This window comes from Sphingopyxis sp. GC21 (assembly GCF_025727575.1).
In the GTDB taxonomy this organism is placed as follows: Bacteria; Pseudomonadota; Alphaproteobacteria; order Sphingomonadales; family Sphingomonadaceae; genus Sphingopyxis; species Sphingopyxis terrae_A.
On record NZ_CP095845.1, the window covers coordinates 220,870 to 241,957 of the forward strand.

A 21,088-nucleotide genomic window follows, 5' to 3' on the forward strand; every position below is an offset into this window, starting at 1 on the left:
TCCTCATGTCGCTGATCCGCCTCGAATGCCAGGATGCCGTCGCCACGGTGACCCTGAACCGCCCCGAGGCGATGAATGCGCTCTCGCGGGCGCTGCGCGCCGAGCTTGCGGCGGTGATGCGGCAGCTTGCCGCCGACGACAGCGTGCGCGCGATCGTGCTGACGGGGGCGGGCGAGCGCGCCTTCACCGCCGGGCTCGACCTCAAGGAACTGGGGGCCGACACCAGCAATCTGGGCGCGGCCAATGCCACCGACGCCGACGACAATCCGGTCAAGGCGATCGAGCTCTGCCCGCAGCCGGTGATCGGCGCGATCAACGGCGTCGCGATCACCGGCGGGTTCGAGCTTGCGCTCGCCTGCGACATATTGATCGCATCGACGGCAGCGCGCTTCGCCGACACACATGCGCGCGTCGGCGTCATGCCCGGCTGGGGCCTGTCGCAGAAATTGTCGCGGCTGATCGGTATCGGCCGCGCCAAGGAATTGTCGCTGACCGGCAATTTCCTGGGCGCCGAGGCGGCGCGCGACTGGGGCCTCGTCAATCGCGTCGTTACCCCAGAAGAGCTGGTCCCCGCGGCGCAGGCGCTCGCGCGCGATATCGCCAGCGCCGATCCGGCGATGGTGCGAAGCTACAAGCGGCTGATCGACGATGGCTATGCGCTGCCCTTCGGTGATGCGATGGCGCTTGAACATGCGCGGTCGTCGGCGGCGAACCGCGCCGTTCGCGCCGAAGAGGTCGAGGCGCGGCGGATGGCGGTGATCCAGCGGGGGCGCGCGAACATCTGACGCGCCGCCGAGCCCACCTGTCACGATTACGGGCTTGCGGAGCCCGAAAATACTTAGCAAGGGGAAGTAATGTCCGATCTGTCGACCTTGCTGCCACCCTTCATGATGCGCGTTGCCGGTGCCGGCGACCTGTCGAACCTGACCCGCCTTTCGGGCGGCGCCAATATGGAAAGCTGGGCGTTCGACTGGGGCGGCGGCGCCTATGTGCTGCGCCGTGCGCCCTCGGCCGAATATATGGAAGGGCGGCCTTATGGCCATCCGGTCGAGGCTGCGCTGGTCCGCGCGGCGCACGCTGGCGGGGTCAAGGCGCCCGAGGTGATCGGGGTGCTGTCCGATGCCGACGGCATGGGGACGGGCTATGTCATGCGGCGCGTCATCGCCGAAGTCAGCCCGGCGAAGATATTGGCCGCGCCGCCGCCGTCGCTCGTCGCCGACCTGGGGCGCGAACTGGCGTTGATCCACGCGCTGCCTCGCGCCGCGATTCCGGCCGAAATTCCGGTGATGGATACCGCCGCAGCGCTCGCGGAGCTCAAGGCGCGCTTCCTTTCCTATGGCGGCGACCGGCCGGCGATCGCGCTCGCGGTCAAATGGTGCGAGGATCATCTGCCCGAACCCGCCGACCCGGTGCTCGTCCATGGCGACTATCGCATGGGCAATGTCATGGTCGACGCGGATGGTCTTGCCGCTGTGCTCGACTGGGAACTCGCGCATCTCGGCGACGCGCATGAGGATCTGGCCTTCGGCTGCATGACCGTGTGGCGCTTCGGCATGCTCGACAAGCCGGCGTTCGGGGTCGGCAGCCTCGACGATTATTTTGCCGCCTATGAGGCCGCGGGTGGGCGCCCGGTCGACCGCGACCGCTTCAAATATTGGCTCGTCTATCGCACCCTGTGGTGGGCGCTCGGCTGTTTGCAGATGGGGCAGGCGTGGCGGAGCGGCGCCGATACGACGGTCGAACGCGTGGTCGTGGGGCGGCGCACTGCCGAACAGGAACTCGACATCATCCGGCTGCTCGAAGATGGGGCGCCTGCGGCCGAGCGCGGGGCGCCGCTGCCGCCTTCGCCCGCCGCCGCGGCGGCGCCGGTCGGCGAACCGACGACGCAGGAAATGGTGCAGGCGGTGCGCGATTGGCTGGGGGAGGCGATCAAGCCCCAGGCCGAGGGGCACGGCAAATTTCAGGTCGCGGTCGCGATGAACGCGCTTGGCATCGTGATGCGCGATCTTGGCGCGGGCATCCGTGCCGAGGACAAGGCGCTGGCCGGGGACATACTGGCCGGGCGGGTGACGCTTGCCGAACCCGGCCTGCTCGCGCGCCTGCGCCGCGCCGTGCTCGACAAATGCGCGGTCGACAGTCCCAAATATGCGGCGCTCGCCGCGGCGCGGGCCGCCTGGAACGGATAGAGACAAGGGGAGAGAAACGATGGATTTTGCGGTTCCGGCCGATTTGCAGGCCTATCTCGACGAACTCGACGCCTTCATCGCGGCGGAGATCAAGCCGCTTGAGGATGCGGACGACAATATCCGCTTCTTCGACCATCGCCGCGAACATGCGCGCACCGACTGGGACAATCAGGGATTGCCGCGCCACGAGTGGGAAGAGCTGCTGAAGCAGGCGACCCGCAAAGCCGATGCCGCGGGCCACTGGCGCTTTTCGGCGCCGAAGAAATATGGCGGCAAGGACGGATCGAACCTGTGGATGGCGGTGATCCGCGAGCATTTTGCCGCCAAGGGTCTCGGTCTCCACAATGATCTGCAGAACGAACACAGCATCGTCGGCAATTTCCCCTTCGTCGAGATGTTCGAACAATTCGGCACCAGCGACGAGCAGAAGCAGGAATTCATCCTCGGCGGCTTCGAAGGCAAGCGGCGCACCGCCTTTGGCCTCACCGAGCCCGATCACGGCAGCGACGCGACGCATATGGAAACGCGCGCGGTACGCGAAACCCGCGACGGGGTTGAAGGCTGGCTGATCAACGGTGAGAAGATGTGGACGACGGGGATGCATGTCGCGACCCACTGCGCGACCTTCTGCCGCACCAGCGGCAATGACGGCGATGCCAGGGGGATCACCTGCCTGCTCGTCCCCAACCCGTCGCCGGGCCTCGTGATCGAGGAATATCTTTGGACCTTCAACATGCCCACCGATCACCCGCGTGTCAGCTTTACCGACGTATGGGTGCCGGACAGCGCGCGGCTCGGCCCGGTCGACGGCGGCCTGTCGATCGCGCAGAGTTTCGTCCACCAGAACCGCATCCGTCAGGCGGCCTCATCGCTCGGCGCGGCGGTTTACTGCATCGAGGAAAGCGTGCGCTATGCGCGCGAGCGCAAGCCCTTCGGCGAGGCGCTGGCGAAGAATCAGGCGATCCAGTTTCCGCTCGTCGAGCTGGCGACGCAGGCCGAAATGCTGCGCCTCCTCATCCGCAAGACGGCATGGGAAATGGACAATATGCCGCACAAGGAGGTCGAGCGCAGCCTCTCCGACAAGGTGAGCATGTGCAATTACTGGGCGAACCGCCTCGTCTGTCAGGCGGCCGATCGCGCGATGCAGGTGCATGGCGGCATCGGCTATTCGCGCCACAAGCCGTTCGAGCATATCTATCGCCACCACCGCCGCTACCGGATCACCGAAGGGGCCGAGGAGATTCAGATGCGCAAGGTCGCGGCCTATCTGTTTGGCTATCTCGGCCCGCGCAGGGAGACGCTGGGGAAGATTTGAGGTCGCCAATCGGGAGGCTGAGCGGGCTTCACCGCTTCCGCACGAACTCCGTTCGCAGCACCAGGCCCCTGATCCCTTCGTAGCGGCAGTCGATCTCGTCGGGATCGGCGGTCAGCCGGATCGACTTGATGACGGTGCCGACCTTCAGCGTCTGGCCCGCGCCCTTCACCGGCAGATCCTTGATGAGGACGACCGAGTCGCCGTCGCTCAGCACATTGCCGACCGCGTCCTTCGCTTGCGGAAGCGCATTGGCCGCCGCCGCCCGCTCGCGCGCTTCGCTCGCGGGCAGCCATTCGCCGCTCGCCTCGTCATATACATAGTCGTCGTCGTTGCTGCTCATCGGGGCGCTCTATCCATCTATTCCGGCTTGCGAAAGCGCAGCGTGAACTGATCGGTCTTGCCGCGAATGGCAGGGTCGAAGACATTGGCGGTGCGCGGGTCTTCGGGGCGCTTGTAAAGGTCGCTCTCGGCCTCAAGCATAAAGCCCGCCTTGGTCAGCGCCGCGACGACCGCGGCCTTGTCGATGCGGTGCAGGCTGTCCGACAGCGTCGTGCCGCTGCCGTCCGCCGCGCTGTGATCGACCACCACCAGCGTGCCGCCGGGCTTGAGCGCGGCGAAGAGTGCGGCGCTGGCCTTGTCGCCCGTCCCTTCGGGGAAGGGCTTCAAATAGAGATCGTGAAAATTCTGCACCGTCACGATCGCGTCGAGCGGCACCGGAAAAGCCGGAGCGGCGAAGGCGCCCCCGACCGCATCGACATTGGCATAGGCCGCCGCGACCGCACTCTGGTCGTCGCCATATTGCTTGCGAAAGGCGATGAACTCGGCGGGCTGAAAAGCATAGACATGCCCCGCGGCGCCGACGGCTCCGGACAGGATGCGCGTCAGATAGCCGCCGCCCATCACATAATCCCCGACGCTCTGGCCCGGTTCGATGCCGGCGAAGGCGAGCAATTCGGCGGGCTTGCGGGCGGCGTCGCGGTCGCGGTCGGCGGCCGGGCGTGCCGGATCGGCAAGCGCTGCAGCATAATCGGCGGCGGGCGCGTCGGCGGCGATGGCCGGAACGGCAGCTGCGGCAAGAGCAAGCGCCGCGGCGGCGGCGACAAGGGTAAAGGGACGGATCATGGCATCGACTCCCGTTGGTTTGTCGCACGGCTATAGCCGTTCGCCGCACACCGTGCGCGCTTATTTGCACTGTCCTGAATTGATGATAGGTTTCGCACTGAAACCAAATAACGGGAGAGCGAGATGTACGATCTGGTGATTCGCGGCGGCACCGTCGTCGATGGCACGGGCGGTCCGTCGATGGTGGCCGATGTGGCGGTCGATGGCGACCGCATCGTTGCGGTCGGCACCGACCTCGGCGCAGGGCGCGAGGAAATTGACGCGCGCGGCAAGATCGTCACACCCGGCTTCGTCGATGTTCACACTCATTATGACGGTCAGGCGACGTGGGACCAGGAAATGGCGCCGTCGAGCTGGCACGGCGTCACCACCGTCGTCATGGGCAATTGCGGCGTCGGCTTTGCGCCCGCCCGGCCCGACCGCCACGACTGGCTGATCGGCCTGATGGAAGGTGTCGAGGATATTCCCGGTACCGCGCTTGCAGAAGGGATGAGCTGGGAGTGGGAAACCTTCCCCGAATATATGGATGCGCTCGAAAAGCTGCCGCGCACCATTGATGTCGCCTGTCATGTCCCGCACGGCGCGGTGCGCGCCTATGTGCTGGGCGACCGCGAACAGCCGGGCGCGGTGCCGACGGCCGAGGACATCGCCGAAATGTCGCGCATCGTCGAAGAGGGGGTGCGCGCCGGTGCGCTCGGCTTTTCGACGAGCCGCACCGTCATCCACAAATCGGTCGACGGTGAAGTCGTCCCCGGCACGACCGCGACCGCCGAGGAACTGATCGAGATCGGCCGTGCGATGGGCCGCGTCGGTTACGGCGTGTTCGAAATGGCGAGCGACCTCAACCGCGAATGGAACGAGTTCGACTGGATGGGCAAGCTGAGCCGCGAAACCGGCCTGCCCGTGACCTTTGCGGCGCTCCAGTCGATCGCCAAGGAATTGCCGCTCGACGAACAGATCGAAACGATGCGCGCCGAAAATGCGAAGGGCGCCAATATCGTCGCGCAGATCGCGCTGCGCGGCAACGGCATCATCATGGCGTGGCGCGGCACCGTCCATCCCTTCCGCTTCCGCCCGTCATGGCGCGCCATCGAAGGCCTGTCGTGGGAGGAGCAAAAGGCGAAGCTGCTCGACCCCGCGTTCAAGGCGCAGCTCCTTTCCGAAGACAATGACTTCAGCGAAGCGCCGCAGGACATCATGGGGCTGTTGATGGTCGTTGCCGGCGGCTGGACGATGCAGTTCGAGATGGACGATGATTTCGACTATGAACCCGGCGCCGATGCCAGCATCGCGGCGCGCGCCGCGGCGGCGGGTGTCGATCCGGCCGAATATGCCTATGATCTGCTGTGCCGCGACGGTGCGACCGGTTTCGCCTATCTGCCGATCCTCAACTATGCCGACGGCAATCTCGACTTCCTCGAGGCGCTGCAGGACAGCGATGATACGGTGAACAGCCTGTCGGACGGCGGCGCGCATTGCGGTACGATCTGCGACGCCGCATCGCCCACCTTCATGCTTCAGCATTGGGTGCGCGATCGCAAGCGCGGCGGGCGCGTGCCGCTGGAACGCGCGATCAAGCGCCAGTGCCGCGACACGGCGCTGCTCTATGGGCTCGAAGACCGCGGACTGGTGGCGCCGGGCTATCTCGCCGATCTCAATGTCATCGATATGGAAGCGATCAAGCTCGGCAAGCCTTGGCTCGCTTTCGATCTGCCCGCGGGCGGCAAGCGTCTGCTGCAAAAGGCCGACGGCTATGTCGCGACGGTCAAGTCGGGCGTCATCACCTTCAGGGGAGGCGAAGCGCAGGGCGTTTATCCGGGCGGCGTGATCCGCGGTCCGCAGCGCGTCGAGCTCGCGATGGCGGCGGAATGATGCGGGCCGTCCGGCTTCGCGCTCCCGCTTCGCTCGACAATCTGACGCTCACCGATCTCGCCGATCCCGGGCAACCGGGGCCGGGCGAGATCCGGGTGCGGCTGGCGGCGTCGTCGCTCAACTTCCACGACTATGCGGTGGTGGCGGGCATGATCCCCGCTGCCGACGGGCGTATCCCGATGTCCGACGGTGCCGGCGTGGTGGAAGCGGTGGGCGAGGGGGTGACGCAGTTCGCGGTGGGCGATCCGGTCGTCTCGATCTTCTTTCCCGACTGGATCGACGGCGCGCCGCCGACCAGTGCTTTCACGCGGGTGCCGGGCGACGGCATCGACGGCTATGCGCGCGAGGTCGTCGTGACGCCCGATCATTGGTTCACGCGCGTCCCGGCGGGCTATTCGGCAGCGGAGGCCGCTACGCTGACCTGCGCCGGGCTGACCGCCTGGCGCGCACTGTTCGTTGATGACGCGATCCGGCCGGGTTCGACCGTGCTGGTGCAGGGATCGGGCGGGGTGTCGATCTTTGCGCTGCAGTTCGCCAAGGCCGCAGGCGCGCGGGTGATCGCGACCAGCTCGTCCGACGACAAGCTCGCAAGGCTCAAGGATCTCGGTGCCGACGAGCTGATCAATTACAAGGCGGTTCCCGCCTGGGGCGCAAAAGCGATGGAACTGACCGGCGGGCGCGGGGTCGATTGCGTCGTCGAGATCGGGGGTGCCGGTACGCTCGACCAGTCGATGATCGCGACGCGCGTCGGCGGCCATGTCGCGCTGATCGGCGTGCTCGCTGGCTTTGCCGGGCCGGTGCAGACCGCGCTGCTGATGGCGAAAAATCTGCGCGTTCAGGGATTGACCGTGGGGAGCCGCCAGCAGCAGCTCGACATGATCGCCGGGATCGAGGCGAATGCGATCCGGCCGGTGATCAGCGATCATTTCCCCCTCGAAGGCCTTGCCGATGCGTTCCGCCATCAGGCGGCGAACAAGCATTTCGGCAAGATCGTCGTCGACATCTGATACGAAAAAGGACCGGCCTGTGGGATTTGCCGAATATGAAAGCTATGACGCGCTCGGCCTTGCCGACCTCGTCGCAAAGGGCGCGGTATCGCCGCTCGAGCTGGTCGATAGCGCGATCGAACGGATCGAGGCGCTCAACCCCCGCCTGAACGCGGTGATCTTCACCGATTATGACGGCGCCCGGACGCGCGCGAAGGCGCCGCTTCCCGACGGGCCGTTCCGGGGTGTTCCCTTCCTGCTCAAGGACATATTGGGCGATCTCGCCGGGTGGCCGACGCGTAACGGATCGCGCATCTCCCCGCCCGTTCCGATGCCCTTTACCGCGACGTTGGTGCAGCGCTTCCTGGCGGGCGGACTGATCCCGATCGGCAAGACCAATGTGCCCGAATTCGGCGTCGTCGCGACGACCGAGAGCAAGCTGTACGGGCCCGCCTGCAACCCCTGGAACCCGGCGCATTCAACCGGCGGCTCGTCGGGCGGATCGGGCGCGGCGGTGGCGAGCGGCATGGTGCCCGTCGCGCACGCCAACGACGGCGGCGGATCGATCCGCATCCCTGCAAGCTGCAACGGCCTGGTCGGGCTGAAGCCGACGCGCGGGCGCAACCCCTTGGGGCCGCTGCTCGGCGACGTCATGGGCGGCCTCGCCGCCGAACATATCGTCAGCCGCAGCGTGCGCGACACCGCGGCGATGCTCGATGTTACCGCGGGCGCCGAGCCCGGCGATCCCTATGCGGCGCCGCCCGCTCCGCCGAGCTGGCGCCGGGCCGCCGAGGCGCCATGCCCCAAACTGCGCATTGCGTTTGCGCGCGCTGCTCCGGGTGGTCGGGCGCTCGATCCTCAGGCGGTCGCCGCGGCCGAACATGCGGCAAAATTGTGCGAGAGCCTGGGTCATCATGTCGAGGAAGCATCGCCCCCGGTCGACAATGATGCGATGGTCCCGGCCTTCATGGCGATCTGGTCGAGCGGCGCGGCGATGCAGATCGACGGCATCGCGATGATGACCGGGCAGACCCCCGGTCCCGACAATCTGGAGGGGCTGACGCGCGGCCTTTACGCGATGGGCAAGGCGATCAGCGCGCCGCAGCTGTGGGGCGCGATCTTCCAGCTGCAGCAGATGGCGCGCGCGGTCGCGGCGTGGCACGCCGACCATGACGTCTGGCTGACCCCGACGCTCGGGGCCCCGCCGCCGCGCAACGGCAGTTTTCCGCTCGACAGCGAAGACGTAGCCGCCGGTTTTGGCGCGATGACCGACTATGTTCCCTTCACCGCGATCCAGAATGCGACGGGGCAGCCCGCGATCAACGTCCCCCTCTGGTGGACGCCCGAGGGACTGCCGATGGGAACGCAGTTCGTCGGTCGTTTCGGCGAAGAGGCGCTGCTGCTCCAGCTCGCGGCGCAGCTCGAAGAAGCACAGCCCTGGTTCGGCCGGCGACCGGCGCTCTAGGGGCGATCCTCAGACGAGCGCGCGAACGGCCGCTTCGGCGTCGTCGGCACCATTATAAGCGTGAAACGACAGCCGGACGGTGGTGCCGCGGAAGTCGGCGCTGATTGCATTCGCGGTGAGCGCAGCGGCGACGCGCGGCTGGTCGGTGCCGGTGTTGATGCACAGCGTCCCGCCGATGTCGCCTTTGGGCCAGCACCACTGCGGGGTCGAGGGTTCAAGCGCGGCGCGGAGGATCGTCTGGAGCGCGCGATTATGCGCGCGGATCCGCTCGACGCCGATCGCGGCGATGGCTTCGATGCCCGCGGTCGACAGGACGAAGGGGGCGACATCGGGGGTGCCCCCCCACCAGCGGCGCGCGTCGGGGGCATAGCGGAAGCTTTCGATATCCATCTCGAACGGATTGTCGTGGCTCCACCAGCCGCGCTCCATCGGATCGAGCGCGGTGCGGTCGTGCGGCGCGACCCACAGCCACGCGGCGCCCGGTCCGCCGCACAGCCATTTGACGCTCGTGCCGATCACCGCATCGACGCCCCATAGGGCGGGCGCGACGGGAACAACGCCGACCGATTGCGCGCAATCGGCGATGCAGCGTGCGCCCGCGGCGTGCGCGGCCGCGGCGACGGCGGCGATGTCGGTCAGCGCGCCGCTGTTCGAGCTGACGTGCATGGCAACGACTAGCGCGACATCGTCGTCCAGCGCCGACGCCCACTGCGCCGGATCGCGCACATCGGCGGCGGCAGGCAGATAGCGCGTCGTCCACCCCGCGGCGGCGAGCCCGCTTGCGACATAGCCGATCGTCGGAAAGGCGCTCGGCGCGAGCAGGATGGTGCGCCGCGTCGTCGCGGTGCCCAGCGCCGAAAGGTAGCGAGACAGCGCTGCGCTGACATTGGTGGCGGGGCACAGATCGCGCGCTTCGACGCCGATCAGCTTCGCCAGCGCGGCGCGCCAGCCGTCGATCGCCTCCAGCCAGTGCGGCCAGGCTTCGCCCGTCTCGCGCCACGGCGTCAGCATCCGGTCGCGCAGCAGCGCCTCGGCGCTGCGCGGCTGGCAACCGACGCTGTGGCTTTTCAGATAGACCGCGCCGGGCGGCAGGAAAAAGCGCCCGGCCACCGCGGCCGGCAGCAGTGCGCCGCTCACAGGCCGCTGCCGTGCCCGGCCGGCGCATTGCCGCTGATGCTGTCGCGCTTGACGCCATATTCGGCGCCCCAGCGGTCGGTCATTGCGGCGCGAATGTCCCACAGTTCGGGGAAGAAGCGATGCCGTGCGCCGGCATTGAGCAGTTCGACCGGACGCCCTTTGAGCGACTTCGATCCCATGCCGATCGACCGGTGGATGAGATAGATGTGATGGGCGCGAAAGATCTGGAACAGCTCGTCGAATTCGATCAGCGCCTCGGCAACCATAAAGGCCTCGTCGTGCCGGTAGCCGGTGTCATAGACGTCGGCGACGCTGCGCCCGGCAGGATCGAGATAGGCCGATTTGTAGCGCGCCCACAGCGGCTGCGGCAGGGTGAGCAGCAGCTGGAAGCCGGGGCTTTCCTGCCCCGACCCGTTGCCGAGCTGAAGCCGGATCGCCTGATAGTCGAACGGACTCATCGTCTCCAGCAGCGCCAGCTGATCGGTCATCAGCCGCATGATCCGGTTGACGCGGTCGAAGAGCGACAGGACGCGCATCGTCTCGCCCGCCGCCATATGACCGTCGATTTCGGCGAGGGTGAAGGCCATCAGCTTCATCCACAATTCCTCGACCTGATGGACGATCTGGAACTGCAATTCGTCGGGGGTGCAAAGCTCGGCGAGCGGCTTCTGGCAATCGAGCAGACGGTCGACCGCCAGATAGACGCCATAATCCTTCATGACCGGCGCTTCGATGCGCTGGTGAATATCCTGTTTGTCGAGGTGCATGGGAAATCCTTGCGATTGATGGAACCGAAAGGGCGCGCCGCTTGGGCGCGCCGACGGATCAATCGCGCGGGGCCACTCCCGCGGGCGGACGCCGCGGCGATCCCGCCTGGCCGAGCCAGAGGAGGGCGACCGCGGGGGTCATTGCGCGGCAAGATCCGCGGGCAGGGTGGGTTCGCCGATAAGGCCGAGGAAGCGGCGCCACATCATGTCGCGGGACGGCCCGCCGCGCTCGACATAGTCGCGCACCATCGCTTCGCCGAGCCCGTAGTTGATGACGTAACTGCGATATTTTTCGGTGAAATCGGTCATCTGCTCGGCGCGCGGTCGCGACACGAGCCCATATTTCTGGGTCAGCGCCACCGCCGTCGGCCGGTCGATCGCGCCGTCGAGATATTGCTGGGCAATCGTCAGCCGGGCGCCCGACAGCGCTTTCATCGCATCGAGAAGCTGCCAATAGCGTTCGTCGGCGGGCGGTTCCATGCCCGCCAGCGGCATGATCGTGCCGCGCTCGACGGCGATGCGTTCGTCCCCCGGAAAGGCAAGGTCGATGCCGTAATTGGCACTCCCTTCGGCAAGGAAGCTTTGCGGGCTGTAGAGCGGATAGACGCTATATTCGATCCAGTTGCGGTCGCGGACCAGCTTCGCTTCGATTTGCAGATTGAACAGATGGTGGCCCGGATAGCCTTCGTGGCAGCCGAGATCGAGCGCGCGCGACAGGCGGATCGGCAGGTCGGTGTTGACCTGGATGATGCTGCGATAGCCGCCCATGTAGAAATTATAGCCGCTCCAGCTCTTTCCAGTGACGAACTGCAGGTCGAAATTCTCGCCCTCGGGCATCGCCACCTGCGCGGCGGTGCGCGCGCGGCACTGGGCGATCGCTGCGTCGAAGGTCGGCTTCAGCCGGGCGGCGGGAATGGTGAAGCGGTTGAAATAGGCATCGACGCGATCGGCCAATTCGCCGTCGCCGGGGACGAGCTGCGCGATCGCGGCCAGCGCGGCGTCATAAGCGGACAGCGGTTCGAGCTTCGGGCGCACGCCGAAAAGCCGCTCGGCCTCGTCGGCAAAGGCCAGCCGCTTGCCCTGCAACATTTCGCTGCGCGTCTCGGCAGCGAGCAGCATCGCCTTCAGCGCGCGCAAGCGCCGTTGATCGGCGGCGGCGGTCAGGTGCGGCGTAACGTCGTCGAGCGATGCCGAGAGCTGGCGCGCGGCTTCGCCCAACATCGCAAGGCTGCGCGGATCGGTCACGGCCGCCGCCATCAGCGCCTTCGGTCCGTAATAGGCGTCGATATCGCTCTTGTTATGCGTACCCAGTTCGAGAACCAGCCCGACATAATCATGCGCGACGCTGTCGAGCGTGTGGCGAGCGACCGCGGCCACGGTGGGATCGAGCGCGGCGTCTGCTCCGGCGGGCGCCGGCATCGGCGGCGGCAGCACCGTCTGCGGCAGGATGGTGACGGCCATTGCCGGCTCCGCGGGCGCCTGTTCGGTTGGCGCGTCCTTTGCAGCGCGTTCGGCCGCCTTGCGCTGCGCCACCACCCGTCGCATCTCGGGGTCGAGCGCATAGCATCCCGACAGGGTCATGCCTGCAAGGACCGCAAGGGTCAGAAGCGCGCTGCGGCGGGGCATCAGCCAGCCGTCGCGGGCCGCACTTCGGAGGTGTCGCTGACATCGCCGTCGCGGGCGATTTCCGCGTCCGAACTCGTCTCGATCCCCGAATGGTCGGGATGGAGCGGGGCGAAGCGCAGCACGGCAAAACCGGTCAGCGCGGCGACGAGCGATCCCATCAGGATACCGATCTTGGCCTCCTCGATCAGCAGCGCGTTGCCCGGGAAAGCAAGGCCGCCGATGAACAGGCTCATCGTGAAGCCGATCCCGCACAGCACCGACACGCCATAGATCTGCAGCCAGGTCGCACCGCGCAGCTTGCCCGCGATCCCCAGCTTTACGGCCAGCCAGACGCTGCCGAAAATGCCGACCTGCTTGCCGAAGAACAGCCCGGCTGCGATGCCGAGCGGCAGCGGGGCGAAAATCTGGTCGACCCCCAGTCCGCGCACGTCGACACCGGCATTGGCGAAGCCGAACAGCGGCACGATCGCAAAGGCGACCCACGGGTGCAGACCATGTTCGAGGCGGTGAAGCGGCGAGGTTTCGCTGTCGGGCGCACCCGGCGTGCGTTCGAAGGGGATCGCCATCGCCGCGAGGACGCCGGCGATCGTCGCATGAACGCCCGAGAGCAGCATTGCGTACCAGAGCAGCGCAAAGAGCAGCAGATAGACAGCGAGATGCTTCACTCCGGCGCGGTTGACCGCGAACATCACGCCGAGCAGCAGCGCCGCAGCGCCGAGCGCCAGCATGTTGATTTCGGCCGTATAGAAAAGCGCGATGATCGCGACCGCACCCATGTCATCGACGATCGCGACGGTCACCAGAAACAGCTTGAGCGACGTCGGCGCGCGCTTGCCGAGCAGCGCGAGCACGCCGATCGCAAAGGCGATGTCGGTCGCAGCGGGAATCGCCCAGCCTTGCGCAAGGCCCGCCGTGCCCCCCGCAAGCAGTATGTAGATGACCGCAGGAACCGCCATGCCCGCTGCAGCGGCGATCATCGGCAGCCGCCGCCGGTCCCAGCTCGCAAGGCGTCCGTCAACGAACTCGCGCTTGATCTCGAGCCCGACGAGCAGGAAGAAGATCGCCATCAGCCCATCGTTCACCCACAGGTGAACGGTCATCGGACCCAGCTTGTCGGTCAGCGTCGGCCCCGTCACCGCATGGATTGCGTGGTGATAATCGGCGCCCAGCGCTGAATTGGCGATAATCATTGCCAAAGCGGCCGCGAAAATCAGCAACATCCCGCCGGCGCTCTCGCTTTCAAGAAAGTCGCGGAGAGCCGAGCGTGGCGACGAACTGCGGGTCACGAAATTACACCTCTTTTGTCTGGGGGCCATTTGGTGGACGTCGTAGCGCGCTCGAACGGCCGCGTCACGCTTTACAAACCGATTGTGCCGATCAGCCATTACCATATGGGACGCCAAGACGTCACGAACAGGGGCGGGGCAGGCGGGTGGAAGCGGTGACCGCATGGCTGGGCTGTCTGGTACAGGGCGCCGGCCATGATTTTGCTACCTTCACCGCCGCCCGGGGCGCGGCGGCGTTGCCCATTTCAGGCCTTGGAACAGGGCGTCCGGGGACCGGCGTCTGCCGCCAGCACAGGCCGCATAGGGGATTCGCCCCTTGCGCGCTTCTCCCGCTAGTCAGGTGGTTCCACCTGCGCTGAAAAGCCTCTAGGGTCGCCGGAATCGGTGCTGGTTTTGCGCCGCTGACGTGCATACGGGGCCCATGGATCTTTACCTTCCTGTCGCCAATCTGTCGGTCAACGCGCTGGTCATCGTGCTGTTGGGCGGCGGGGTCGGCTTTCTGTCGGGCATGTTCGGCGTCGGCGGCGGCTTTCTGACGACGCCGCTGCTGATCTTCTATGGGATCCCGCCCACGGTCGCTGCGGCTTCGGCCGCGACGCAGGTGACGGGGGCCAGCGTCTCGGGCGCACTCGCCCATTTCGAGCGCGGCGGAGTCGATTTGCGGATGGGCGCGGTGCTGATCGCCGGGGGGCTGCTCGGATCGCTGATCGGCGCCGGATTGTTCGAACTGCTCACCGCATGGGGGCAGATCGATACGACGATCAACATCCTCTATGTTGTGCTGCTGGGATCGGTCGGCGGGTTGATGGCGCGCGAAGCATGGGGCGCGCTGCGCGCGCTGCAGGCCGGGCTTCCGGCGCCGGCGCGCAAGCGCCGCCACCATCCGATGGTCGCGAACCTGCCGATGCGCTGGCGCTTCTATCGCTCGGGCCTCTATATTTCGCCACTCGCGCCGCTAATCCTCGGGGCGCTCGTCGGCATATTGACGATGTTGCTCGGCGTCGGCGGCGGTTTCATCATGGTCCCGGCAATGATCTTCCTGCTCGGCATGGGAGCGCAGGTGGTCGTCGGCACCTCGCTGTTCCAGATCCTGTTTGTCACCATCGCGACGACGATGGTCCATGCGATGACGACGGGCGCGGTCGATATCGTCCTTGCCGGCCTGCTGCTGCTCGGCAGCGTGACGGGCGCACAGATCGGTGCGCGTTTCGCGCAAAAGGTCCGCCCCGAATATCTGCGCATGGCGCTGGCGATCATCGTGCTGCTCGTCGCACTGCGCATGGCGGTCGGCCTCTTCATCCGTCCCGACGAAATCTACACCGTCCAGTGACGCGGATCGGCGCCTCGATCGCAGCGCTGCTGCTGTTGCTGCTGCCCGCCGCGGCGCAGGCGGTCGATCCGCGCCTGGTGCCCGACGTGTCGAGCCGCTCGATCGAAATCCAGTACAGCTTCACCGGCGAGGAATTGCTGCTGTTCGGCGCCATTCTCTATCCCGGTCAGCGCCTGCCCGACGACCGCGCCGATATCGTCGTCGTTCTGAAGGGCCCGGTGCGGCCGGTGGTGCTGCGCGAAAAGCAGCGCATCGCGGGCATGTGGGTCAACGCCAGCAGCATCCGGCTGCGCACCTCACCCGGTTTCTACGCGATCGGGTCGTCGCGCCCGGTCGACAAGCTGGTCGACGAACGCACCGCGGCGATCTTCGAGCTTGGCCTTAAAAATCTGTCGATGTCGCCGACAGGCTTTTCGGAGGCGAAGAAACTCGAGCGGTTCGAGGCGGGGCTGGTCGATCTTTATCGCCGCATGGGGCTCTTCTACGAAAACCCTTCGGCGGTCGAGATTACCGAAGGCGTGTTGTATCGGGCGCGAATCCCCGTGCCGGCGCGCGTTCCCGTGGGCACCTACCGCGCCGAAACCTATCTGATCAGCAAGGGACGCGTGCTGGCGGTCGCCTCGCGCGACGTCCAGATCCGCAAGGCGGGCTTCGAACGCTTCGTCGCGCTCGCGGCGCAGCGGCACGGATTCCTGTACGGCCTTGCCGCGGTCGCGCTGTCGCTGCTGCTCGGCTATGCCGCATCGGCGCTTTTCCGCCGCCGCTGATCTATCATAAGCGCTTTGTTTACCCTCGCCTGCGATAGTCGACGCGGGACAAACATATGGCGGGGCTGAATATGGATATGCATGGGGGCGGTTTTGGTACCGGCGACGCGACGGCTGCGCAGCATGTCAGGCTGGCGGGCGGCGGAACCGCGGCGCCGATTGCGGCGGTGCAGGCGCACCACCGCGACGACCTTCTGATCGGCGAAGTGATCGACATTGCCGGCTCGGCCTCGCGCATCCTGCTCGATGCTTCGGCGTTGCAGGGCTTGTCGACATCCAACGACCCTTCGGTCGCGATGGCGGGCCAGGTGGGCGCGCAGGTCAAGGTCCGCGTCGGCAATGTCTGGCTGCTCGCCAGCGTGCGCGACCAGCAGCTTTACGAGCGCGGCGAGGGGCTGATCGTTGCGGCGATCGATTTCCTTGGCGAAGGCGAAGAAGAAAAGCTGACCGGCCGCATCCATAATTTCCGCCGCGGCGTGACGCGCTATCCGATTCCGGGTAGCCAAGTCTATGCCGCGACCAGCGCCGACCTCAAGCAGATCTACGCCGCCGACGAGCGGGCGCATGTCGAGATCGGGACCGTCTATCCGACGCGCGACATTCGTGGTTCGCTGTATGTCGACGCGATGCTCGGCAAGCATTTTGCGCTGCTTGGATCGACGGGTACGGGTAAGTCGACGAGCGCCGCGCTGATCCTGCACAAGATCTGCGAGCTGGCGCCGCAAGGCCATATCGTGATGATCGACCCGCACGGCGAATATTCGGCGGCGTTCAAGGGCACCGGGGCGCTGTTCGACGTCGACAATCTCGCTATGCCCTATTGGCTGATGAATTTCGAGGAACATTGCGAGGTTTTCGTCACCAGCGAGGGGCGCGACCGCCAGGGCGATTGCGACGTGCTCGCCAAATGTCTGCTCCAGGCGCGGCTCAAGAACCGTCTGGCCGAGGGCATGACCAAGATCACGGTCGATTCGCCGATCCCCTATCTGCTGTCGGATCTGCTCAACATCCTGCAGAACGAGATGGGCAAGCTCGACAAGGCCACCTCGTCGGCGCCCTTCATGCGCATCAAGGGCAAGATCGAGGAAATGCGCGCCGACCCGCGCTATAATTTCATGTTCTCCGGCATGCTCGTCGCCGACACGATGGCAAACTTCCTCGGCAAGATCTTCCGCCTGCCGTCGGACGGCCGGCCGATCTCGATTATCGACGTGTCGGGGGTGCCGTCGGACATCACGGGTGTCGTCGTCGCGGTGCTGTCGCGCCTGACCTTCGACTATGCGATCTGGTCGCGCGGCGAGCCACAGCGCCCGATCCTGCTCGTCTGCGAAGAAGCCCACCGCTACATCCCGTCGAAGGATAGCGGGCAGGGGCAGGCGGTGCGCAAGATCCTCGAACGCATCGCCAAGGAAGGCCGTAAATACGGCGTGTCGCTGGGCCTCATCACCCAGCGCCCGTCCGACCTTGCCGAAGGCGTGCTGTCGCAGTGCGGCACGATCATCTCGATGCGCCTCAACAACGAACGCGACCAGCATTTCGTCAAGGCGGCGATGCCAGAGGGCGCGCGCGGCTTCATCGATTCGATCCCGGCGCTGCGCAACCGCGAATGCATCATCTGCGGCGAGGGCGTGTCGATCCCGATTCGCGTTCACCTCGACACGCTTGAGGAAGACAAGCGCCCCGCGTCGAGCGATCCGCTCTTCTCGCAGCTTTGGCGCGAAACCGGCGGCGAGCCCGAAATATTGGAGCGCGTCGTCAAGCGCTGGCGCAGCCAGGGCAGGTAAGGCTTCCGTCGTCCCGGCTTTCGCCGGGACGGCGATCTAGCCCGCTTGCGCCGGCTCCCACAATTCGATCGGATTGCCTTCGGGGTCGTGGACGCGCGCGAAGCGGCCGACTGACGGATCGTCCCACTCCTTCTTGGTGATCACCTCCTCGCCGGCGGCGCGGAACGGCGCGAGCACCGCGTCGAGATCGTCGACGCGCAGGTTGATCATGAACTGGCGGTCGGCCGGGAAATAGTCGGTGTCGGCCTTGAAAGGCGAAAAGACCAGCGGTCCGCCGGTCACCGTCCACACCCATTGATTGGCCGGCGCGCTGTCGTCGGCGCTGCATCCGCCGCCGACGCCGAGACGGTCGCGATACCAGTCGCTGAGCGCGGCAGGATCGCGCGCGCGGAAGAACAGGCCGCCGATGCCTTTGACATGCCCCATGGAAACGCCTCCTTCGCCTTGTGAGCAGAAGAAGCTAGCGCGCCACGCCTAGCGAATCCACTCGCCGCTCTTCTGATATTCCTCGCGGATCTGACCCGACTGGTTGAGCCGCGGATCGCTGTAGGCCGGCGGCGTGGGCGCCGCGGGCGCCGAAGGGGACGGTGCCGCGGTCTGTGCGGGCGCGCTCAGCGTGCCGGGCAGCGGTGCGGGGCCGCCCGCGGGCAAGGGATCGACCGCGGCGGCGGGCAACAGGGGGGCGCCCGGGATCGGCCCCTTCTTCAGGATCGCAAGCTGCTGCGCGACCGGAAGATAGGGGCCAGGCACCGGCTCGCGGCCCAGATAGGGCGCGCGGAACGCGTCGGGCATGCCCCAGCGGCCGCGCCAGCGGTGGAAGATATGGGCGCCGACGATGTTGGTCATCACCAGGCTCTTGCCCCAGCGCGGCCAGATTGCGGTGGTGTGATAATGGGTGGCGAGCCCGACGCCGGGAAACACGGCGCCGTTCAGAGCCGCCGATGCAATGCGGCTCGCACGCAGCCAGTTGTCGCGGCTCGGCGCGCGCGCCATCGCGCCGTCGCACGAGAAGGTGAACTGGCACACGCCGGCGCGTTCGGAACCCTGAAAGACGACGCCGCACACCGTGCCCGGAAAGCTCGGGTGGCGCACGCGATTGAGTATCGTCTGCGCCACGCCGCGCATCCCGTCATCGCTTTCGGAGGCCGCCTCGTAATAGAGGGCGGAGGTAAGGCAATAATGCGCGCGTTCGCGGTCGAGCGCGGTGACGCCGCGAAAGACATAGGACTTAGCCGCTGGGCCGACGAAGGCTTCGTCGCGAAGCTGCGCCGGATCGGCGGGCGGCAGTGCGGTCGCATCCGCATAGCCGACGCTGCTGGGATCGGGCAGCGTCGGGTCGATCTTGAGTGCGTCGGCATAGCTGACCGAATTCATCACCGCCCAGCGCGTCGGGTCATAGGGTTTGAAGGTCAGCGGCACTGACACGCTGTAGGGGCCGAAGCCGCGCGGGCGGAACTGCCCGCTCGACAGCGCGAGCGCTACGCTGGCGACAAGCACCGCGGCGAGCAGGCCGATCCAGAAGTTGCGCCCCGGACCCGCCGCCGCAGCGGCCGCGCGCGGCGCACCGCGCCAGGCGGCGCGGGCATCGGCATAGCCAGGGGCGTCGAGGTTGAGTTCGGGTTTCATGCGCGCGTCAAAATCCGGTGCCCCGCCCGATCGGCCGATTCGCCCGGGCGGCTGCGATCCCTGCTTATGCCGCGAGGTGCGAATAAAAGATTGCTCCGTCTGTGCGCTGTCCCGCAGCGGGACAGGAGAGGAAAGCGGCGGCGGTCAGGGGTGGATATCGGCCTGATACCAGCCGTGCCGCTCTGTCACCGTCATCGGCAGCCCGAACAGGCGCGTCAGGCTGTCGCCGGTCAGCAGATCGGCCTTCGCGCCGTCGCGGTCGAGGCGGCCGCCGCGCAGCATCACGATGCGGTCGATCTCGGGCAATATCTCCTCGATATGATGGGTAATCAGCAGCAACGCGACCCCGCTGCGCGCGACGCCGCGCAGCATGTCGAGGAAATGATGCCGCGCCGCGGGGTCGAGCCCGGCGCACGGCTCGTCGAGCAGCAGCGCGCGAGGGCGGTGCGCAAGCGCGCGGGCGATGAGGACGCGGCGGGCCTCGCCCGTGGACAGGCTCGCCATGCTGCGCCCGATCAGATGCTGCGCGCCGACATCGCCGAGCGCCGCCACTGACACATCGACCATCGCCTGCGTATAGCTTTGATGCGCCCACAGCCCGCGCGAGGCGAAAAAGCCCGAGACGACGCAGTCAAGCACCTCCAGCGGCGGCTCGGCGTCGAAGTCGAGCTGCATCGTCGACGACACAATGCCGAGCAGCTTGCGCAGATCGAAGACGTTCCAGCTGTCCTGCCCGAAGATGCGGACGTCGGCACCCCAGGCGGGATAGAGCTGGCGCGCGATCAGCTTGACCAAGGTCGATTTGCCCGACCCGTTGGCGCCAAGGATCGCGGCGCTCTCGCCCGCCGGAATGGTCAGCGCAGGCAGATCGAGAATGCACGCCTCGTCGGCCATGACGCGGACGTTCGACAGCGCAAGCAGGGGAGAATCGTCAACCATGCCGGCGCGTTGAGCATGACCGTGCGAGCGAGGGAAGGGGAAAGGAGAGGGAGAGGCCGCTTTGAGGGCGGGGAGTCCCCGCCAACGCTATTTTCAGTTCGATCTCATGCAATTCCGTGTTCGGCGACCTTGATTAGCAGGTCGGCACCTTCTTTGCGGTTCGCTGTTTCGGGCATTCCCTTGTTTACGAGATCGCCGAGCTTCTCTGCGAAAGGACTGCATTGTTGAAAGCGATACAGGTTCGCTTCACCGTGCGCAGGTTCAATATCGGTGGACCGCCAACCCGCTCTTTCCATGTCGCTTTTTAGGTACTGCCAATGGACTTCGTATGCCTCAAACACGACGAAGTTGCTTTGCTGCATTCTTTGGCCCGCAATATGGTCAAATAGTGGTCTAGCAAGCCAGGCAACCCCGACTGCCAGCACTAGCGCCAATGCTACTACCAGTTCGATCCAGTCGAGTAACAGTTCCATCGCATCGAGGCCTCTGGTTAATTGGCTACCTGTATGACGACCAAGCCCTAAGGAGTCCCTAAGTCCGCAATCGGTCGATGCTGTTGAAAAAGGCCCGAAGGGGGTTTTGGCGGGCAATATCGGAATCAAACAAGGGGCCTATGCGCATCGCTCGTTCGCGCAGTCGAGGCTTCGTGAATCCTTCTGACTGAAATTCTACAGGCGCATCGCCGCGGCCGACTTTTTCAACAGCATCGGTCCTTAACTGCCATCCATGCCGATCCGGCCAGACGACCCCAACCGACCGGAAAGCCGCCCACCCCAATCTCCGCTTGCCGACTCCCCGCAACGCGCCTATATGCACGCTCACTCCTAGACATGGCTAGCCAGATAGGACGTCGGGGCCGCGGGCCGCGGCGGCCGTAAAC

General features: G+C 66.3%; 19 protein-coding genes. 9 read left to right on the plus strand and 10 right to left on the minus strand.

Annotation, left to right across the window (positions count from 1 at the left end; genetic code table 11):
- Positions 1-5: 5 nt before the first annotated feature.
- From MU856_RS01055 to MU856_RS01065, 3 genes are all read left to right on the plus strand, one after another.
- Positions 6-785 carry an enoyl-CoA hydratase gene (locus MU856_RS01055; protein ID WP_234181073.1) on the plus strand — a complete coding sequence of 260 codons (780 nt, stop codon included), beginning with the start codon at positions 6-8 and terminating at the stop codon, positions 783-785.
- Positions 786-854: 69 nt separating this feature from the next.
- The gene (locus MU856_RS01060) at positions 855-2,186 is read left to right on the plus strand and encodes a phosphotransferase family protein (RefSeq protein WP_186401141.1); all 1,332 of its coding nucleotides are present in this window, start codon (positions 855-857) and stop codon (positions 2,184-2,186) included.
- Positions 2,187-2,205: 19 nt separating this feature from the next.
- Positions 2,206-3,501, plus strand: a complete 1,296-nt coding sequence (locus tag MU856_RS01065; RefSeq protein ID WP_062901004.1) for an acyl-CoA dehydrogenase family protein — start codon at positions 2,206-2,208, stop codon at positions 3,499-3,501.
- 28 nt (positions 3,502-3,529) lie between these two features.
- On the opposite strand, the gene MU856_RS01070 is transcribed toward MU856_RS01065, so the two are convergent.
- Together MU856_RS01070 and MU856_RS01075 are read right to left on the minus strand one after the other, a co-directional pair.
- Entirely contained in the window at positions 3,530-3,841 is a 312-nt protein-coding gene (locus tag MU856_RS01070; protein WP_234181071.1) for an alkylphosphonate utilization protein, read from the minus strand.
- Between the two features lie 17 nt (positions 3,842-3,858).
- Positions 3,859-4,623 carry a class I SAM-dependent methyltransferase gene (locus MU856_RS01075; RefSeq protein ID WP_062901002.1) on the minus strand — a complete coding sequence of 255 codons (765 nt, stop codon included), beginning with the start codon at positions 4,621-4,623 and terminating at the stop codon, positions 3,859-3,861.
- A 123-nt stretch (positions 4,624-4,746) separates the two neighbouring features.
- Here MU856_RS01075 and MU856_RS01080 point away from each other — a divergent pair, with 123 nt between their 5' ends.
- Genes MU856_RS01080 through MU856_RS01090 form a run of 3 tightly spaced genes read left to right on the plus strand, consistent with a single transcriptional unit; the run spans position 4,747 to position 8,946 of the window.
- The gene (locus MU856_RS01080) at positions 4,747-6,495 is read left to right on the plus strand and encodes an N-acyl-D-amino-acid deacylase family protein (RefSeq protein WP_263588236.1); all 1,749 of its coding nucleotides are present in this window, start codon (positions 4,747-4,749) and stop codon (positions 6,493-6,495) included.
- Complete coding sequence (locus tag MU856_RS01085) at positions 6,495-7,502, plus strand: zinc-dependent alcohol dehydrogenase family protein (protein ID WP_062903012.1); 1,008 nt, start codon at positions 6,495-6,497, stop codon at positions 7,500-7,502. The genes MU856_RS01080 and MU856_RS01085 overlap by 1 nt, the downstream gene beginning before the upstream one ends.
- Positions 7,503-7,521: 19 nt before the next feature.
- Positions 7,522-8,946, plus strand: a complete 1,425-nt coding sequence (locus MU856_RS01090) for an amidase (RefSeq protein WP_263588237.1) — start codon at positions 7,522-7,524, stop codon at positions 8,944-8,946.
- Between the two features lie 9 nt (positions 8,947-8,955).
- Here the strand turns inward: MU856_RS01090 and MU856_RS01095 are convergent, their stop codons facing one another.
- The 4 genes from MU856_RS01095 to nhaA form a co-directional block, all read right to left on the minus strand.
- Positions 8,956-10,083, minus strand: coding sequence for an aminotransferase class V-fold PLP-dependent enzyme (locus tag MU856_RS01095; protein WP_217373144.1), 1,128 nt, complete (start codon positions 10,081-10,083; stop codon positions 8,956-8,958).
- A complete protein-coding gene (locus MU856_RS01100; protein WP_263588238.1) occupies positions 10,080-10,850 on the minus strand; it encodes a tryptophan 2,3-dioxygenase family protein in 771 nt (256 codons plus the stop codon). The genes MU856_RS01095 and MU856_RS01100 overlap by 4 nt, the downstream gene beginning before the upstream one ends.
- Positions 10,851-10,988: 138 nt before the next feature.
- Complete coding sequence (locus tag MU856_RS01105; RefSeq protein ID WP_263588239.1) at positions 10,989-12,476, minus strand: hypothetical protein; 1,488 nt, start codon at positions 12,474-12,476, stop codon at positions 10,989-10,991.
- The gene (gene nhaA, locus MU856_RS01110) at positions 12,476-13,792 is read right to left on the minus strand and encodes a Na+/H+ antiporter NhaA (RefSeq protein WP_263589006.1); all 1,317 of its coding nucleotides are present in this window, start codon (positions 13,790-13,792) and stop codon (positions 12,476-12,478) included. The genes MU856_RS01105 and nhaA overlap by 1 nt, the downstream gene beginning before the upstream one ends.
- A 391-nt stretch (positions 13,793-14,183) precedes the next feature.
- Here nhaA and MU856_RS01115 point away from each other — a divergent pair, with 391 nt between their 5' ends.
- From MU856_RS01115 to MU856_RS01125, 3 genes are all read left to right on the plus strand, one after another.
- Positions 14,184-15,092: a sulfite exporter TauE/SafE family protein gene (locus MU856_RS01115; RefSeq protein ID WP_003042748.1), complete on the plus strand. Its 909-nt coding sequence runs from the start codon at positions 14,184-14,186 to the stop codon at positions 15,090-15,092.
- Positions 15,089-15,859: a TIGR02186 family protein gene (locus tag MU856_RS01120; RefSeq protein WP_003042747.1), complete on the plus strand. Its 771-nt coding sequence runs from the start codon at positions 15,089-15,091 to the stop codon at positions 15,857-15,859. The genes MU856_RS01115 and MU856_RS01120 overlap by 4 nt, the downstream gene beginning before the upstream one ends.
- A 71-nt stretch (positions 15,860-15,930) precedes the next feature.
- Positions 15,931-17,643 carry an ATP-binding protein gene (locus tag MU856_RS01125; protein ID WP_186401633.1) on the plus strand — a complete coding sequence of 571 codons (1,713 nt, stop codon included), beginning with the start codon at positions 15,931-15,933 and terminating at the stop codon, positions 17,641-17,643.
- Between the two features lie 36 nt (positions 17,644-17,679).
- On the opposite strand, the gene MU856_RS01130 is transcribed toward MU856_RS01125, so the two are convergent.
- The 4 genes from MU856_RS01130 to MU856_RS01145 form a co-directional block, all read right to left on the minus strand.
- A complete protein-coding gene (locus MU856_RS01130; protein WP_062900997.1) occupies positions 17,680-18,069 on the minus strand; it encodes a VOC family protein in 390 nt (129 codons plus the stop codon).
- A gap of 48 nt (positions 18,070-18,117) precedes the next feature.
- Positions 18,118-19,269 carry a cell wall hydrolase gene (locus MU856_RS01135; protein ID WP_263588240.1) on the minus strand — a complete coding sequence of 384 codons (1,152 nt, stop codon included), beginning with the start codon at positions 19,267-19,269 and terminating at the stop codon, positions 18,118-18,120.
- A gap of 144 nt (positions 19,270-19,413) precedes the next feature.
- Positions 19,414-20,208 carry an ABC transporter ATP-binding protein gene (locus MU856_RS01140; protein WP_062900995.1) on the minus strand — a complete coding sequence of 265 codons (795 nt, stop codon included), beginning with the start codon at positions 20,206-20,208 and terminating at the stop codon, positions 19,414-19,416.
- A 104-nt stretch (positions 20,209-20,312) separates the two neighbouring features.
- Positions 20,313-20,681, minus strand: a complete 369-nt coding sequence (locus MU856_RS01145; protein ID WP_062900994.1) for a hypothetical protein — start codon at positions 20,679-20,681, stop codon at positions 20,313-20,315.
- Positions 20,682-21,088: the final 407 nt, after the last annotated feature.

Coding starts and splice junctions, on each gene's coding strand:
- MU856_RS01055 (WP_234181073.1), top strand. CDS start 6: ATGTCGCTGATCCGCCTCGAATGCCAGGATGCCGTCGCCACGGTGACC.
- MU856_RS01060 (WP_186401141.1), top strand. CDS start 855: ATGTCCGATCTGTCGACCTTGCTGCCACCCTTCATGATGCGCGTTGCC.
- MU856_RS01065 (WP_062901004.1), top strand. CDS start 2,206: ATGGATTTTGCGGTTCCGGCCGATTTGCAGGCCTATCTCGACGAACTC.
- MU856_RS01070 (WP_234181071.1), bottom strand. CDS start 3,841: ATGAGCAGCAACGACGACGACTATGTATATGACGAGGCGAGCGGCGAA.
- MU856_RS01075 (WP_062901002.1), bottom strand. CDS start 4,623: ATGATCCGTCCCTTTACCCTTGTCGCCGCCGCCGCGGCGCTTGCTCTT.
- MU856_RS01080 (WP_263588236.1), top strand. CDS start 4,747: ATGTACGATCTGGTGATTCGCGGCGGCACCGTCGTCGATGGCACGGGC.
- MU856_RS01085 (WP_062903012.1), top strand. CDS start 6,495: ATGCGGGCCGTCCGGCTTCGCGCTCCCGCTTCGCTCGACAATCTGACG.
- MU856_RS01100 (WP_263588238.1), bottom strand. CDS start 10,850: ATGCACCTCGACAAACAGGATATTCACCAGCGCATCGAAGCGCCGGTC.
- MU856_RS01105 (WP_263588239.1), bottom strand. CDS start 12,476: ATGCCCCGCCGCAGCGCGCTTCTGACCCTTGCGGTCCTTGCAGGCATG.
- nhaA (WP_263589006.1), bottom strand. CDS start 13,792: ATGGCCCCCAGACAAAAGAGGTGTAATTTCGTGACCCGCAGTTCGTCG.
- MU856_RS01115 (WP_003042748.1), top strand. CDS start 14,184: ATGGATCTTTACCTTCCTGTCGCCAATCTGTCGGTCAACGCGCTGGTC.
- MU856_RS01125 (WP_186401633.1), top strand. CDS start 15,931: ATGGATATGCATGGGGGCGGTTTTGGTACCGGCGACGCGACGGCTGCG.
- MU856_RS01130 (WP_062900997.1), bottom strand. CDS start 18,069: ATGGGGCATGTCAAAGGCATCGGCGGCCTGTTCTTCCGCGCGCGCGAT.
- MU856_RS01135 (WP_263588240.1), bottom strand. CDS start 19,269: ATGAAACCCGAACTCAACCTCGACGCCCCTGGCTATGCCGATGCCCGC.
- MU856_RS01140 (WP_062900995.1), bottom strand. CDS start 20,208: ATGGTTGACGATTCTCCCCTGCTTGCGCTGTCGAACGTCCGCGTCATG.
- MU856_RS01145 (WP_062900994.1), bottom strand. CDS start 20,681: ATGGAACTGTTACTCGACTGGATCGAACTGGTAGTAGCATTGGCGCTA.